Source organism: Peribacillus sp. P4_C12 (assembly GCF_056402095.1).
Window position 1 is genome coordinate 1 of sequence record NZ_JBFUIB010000734.1, and the last position, 1517, is coordinate 1517.

1 protein-coding gene and 1 pseudogene are annotated in these 1517 nt (G+C 39.0%); one reads left to right on the top strand and one right to left on the bottom strand.

Annotated features, from left to right (window positions below):
* Nucleotides 1-645 (top strand): nitrilase-related carbon-nitrogen hydrolase (locus tag AC1DUW_RS28500; protein WP_477644141.1); only part of this gene is annotated, 645 nt, incomplete at its 5' end.
* Nucleotides 646-839: 194 nt separating this feature from the next.
* On the opposite strand, the pseudogene AC1DUW_RS28505 reads toward AC1DUW_RS28500, so the two are convergent.
* A pseudogene (locus tag AC1DUW_RS28505) lies at nt 840-1274 on the bottom strand (AAA family ATPase); the annotation flags it as partial.
* Nucleotides 1275-1517: the final 243 nt, after the last annotated feature.

A 1517-nucleotide genomic window follows, 5' to 3' on the forward strand; every position in this document is an offset into this window, starting at 1 on the left:
CTCGCAAGGGAGACACATTGGAATACTTTACTTCGTGCACGCGCAATTGAGAACCAAATGTATGTTGTTGCATCAAATGTAACGGGAACAAAGTTAGGAGTGGAATTCGCAGGTTGCTCACAAATTGTAGATCCATGGGGAGACATTGTTCAAAAATTAGATCAAGAAGTTGGTGAATTAAAAGCAACTTTAAATTTAGAGACAGTCCCGCAAGTCAGAAAAGATGTGCCGATCTTTAGTAGTCGTGTACCATCACTTTATAGGTCCAACCTAAGATTCTTCTTAGACGGAGTGGAGAAAATATCGAGACCTGAAATTGAATTCACAGACTATAAGAATTTTAAACTTGAGCCAATTGATGGGTTGGTAGAAGGGCTGTCACAAAGGGTTATTTCAGAGAATTCGTCAACACAGGAAATGGTTCGTATTTTGGAGTTCGCACCCGGTACAGACACGACGCCTAATGGAGTTCAAGTGCATCATTATTGGGAAGAGCTATATGTCGTTAAAGGGTCTGTCATAGATTTAACTTTAAATAAGATATTCACTGCGGGAATGGTGGCTTCACGTCCCCCCGGAATGCAACATGGTCCATGGAAGTCAACGGATGGTTGCGTAATGTTTGAAGTGCGATACAGTCGATAATAAAGTGCTGATAATTTGATAATGAGTGGAGTTTTTAATAATGGGGTACCACCTATTTCGATGACAAAAAGACGACAATCCAAATGAAAGTTGTCATTTTCCCCAATAATTTGCGCTTATTTTAAGTGTTATTTTGCACATCCAACTTTGAAACCCAGCTACCTTCACATGAGAAGATTAGCTGGGTTTCTTAATTATTTACGTCCAATCACTAAGCTATTTCGTGTAGCTTCTACGGCTTCTGTTGTAATGGATGTCAGGTGATTGATTTCGAGAATACGTTCAATTTGAGTAAATAACCGGTGAATGAGTCTAAAATTACAGTTTGTGACTTTCATGATGTTAGTGAGTGCCTCATAGTCGGAAAAGTCCTCCCGTTTGATGGAGATGCCGAGTTCATCCCATTTATATTCTAAAATATGGTGCATCTCTTCTTTACTGAGTTTCTGAAATTCGTGAGCAAAACCGATACGGGAGTAAAGCTGAGGGTAACGAACTAACCTTTTTTCAATCCCTGGCATCCCGATGAATATCATGGCTACGTCATGTTGATCATAGATATCACGAAGTTGTTCTAAATGTTGCAATTTTAAACGATCGATCTCATCCACTATAATTAAGTGAATCCCCTCGAAAGCGTTAGAAGTGTTCATTTCTTTCTCACCTCTAGGGCATATCGAACCTAATGAACAGCAAGGAAGAAATCATGGAAGCCTTTAAAGACTTTCACTCCGGCAAAATGGGTAATCTAGATTTCTAATATTCAACAGCCCACCGCCATTTAATAAATAACCATCTTAACACATTTAAGTTTACCGTTATTTATGATACGGTTCTCCGTAACGAACCTAAGTGAGTACCTAGTATTCTTA